The 420-nt window shown below is 61.0% G+C and carries 1 protein-coding gene; it reads right to left on the bottom strand.

All coding sequences use genetic code 11. The annotated features are described in order from the left end of the window. The coding region (locus tag JQK15_RS26655; RefSeq protein WP_214869690.1) for a penicillin acylase family protein at window positions 1–420 on the bottom strand (420 nt) is incomplete at both ends.

The raw sequence follows: 420 nt of genomic DNA, 5'->3' as shown, positions 1-420 counted from the left end.
TCGAGATAGAGGATATGGCCGGCGCGGTCGGCATAGATGATGTTGAACATCACCACCTGCATCTTGCGCAGCGCCTTTTCGAACGCGCCCCAGTCGCGCGCCTTGCCCATCTCCAGATATTGCTCCAGCACGCCGGGCCGGTCGAGGCCGGCGACCTTGAGCGCAACCGTCGTCTTGCCGTCAGGCAGGGTGAGGACCGGGCCATGGACCGTGCTCTTCTGTTCGAAGCTGACGCTCTTCAGCGTACCGTCCGCCTGCTTGACCTTGTAGCTCTTCGTCACCGTGTCGAACGGCAGCGTCTTGCCGTCGAAGCGATAGCCATCGCCTTCCAGCACCAGCTTGTAGCTGGTGAAGCCCTGCATCGTATTGACGGTGTTGGTGAAACCCAGATCATTGTTGAAGCCGAAGCGCAGCACCGGC

The sequence above is a fragment of the Sphingobium sp. BHU LFT2 genome, assembly GCF_018604485.1.
Taxonomy (GTDB): Bacteria; Pseudomonadota; Alphaproteobacteria; order Sphingomonadales; family Sphingomonadaceae; genus Sphingobium; species Sphingobium yanoikuyae_A.
This window is presented reverse-complemented; position numbering and strand designations above follow the sequence as displayed.